General features: G+C 72.4%; 1 protein-coding gene. It reads right to left on the minus strand.

Annotated features, from left to right (window positions below; all coding sequences use genetic code 11):
- Window positions 1-380 (minus strand): VWA domain-containing protein (locus ACH107_RS33600; RefSeq protein ID WP_412509900.1); only part of this gene is annotated, 380 nt, incomplete at both ends.

The following is a 380-nucleotide window of genomic DNA, read 5'->3' on the forward strand; positions in this document are numbered from 1 at the left end:
GGCCAGCCGCCGCTTGGCCTGCACCAGCGAACGCGTGGGCGGCAGCAGCGTCTCGGCCGCGCTTCCGCGAAAGGCCACCACGGCGACATGGTCGCGCCGGGCATAGGCCTGCCCCAGCAGCAGCTCCACGGCGCCCTTTGCCTCGGCCAGACGGGCCATGGCCGCGGAGCCCGAGGCATCGACCACGAAGATCACCAGCCGGTCCGAGCGGTCCTCATAGCGGCGCAGGCGGATGTCGCCGGGGTGGATCACGACCCGGGCCGCGCCGTGCCGCGCGCGCAGCGCTTGCCAGGGGGCGGCAGCGCGCAGGGTGGCGATTACGTCGTGCCGCCATATTCGTCGATGACCAGGGCCATGTGGGTCCGTTCGGACTGCATCTT

This window comes from Roseovarius halophilus (ex Wu et al. 2025), from assembly GCF_047086965.1.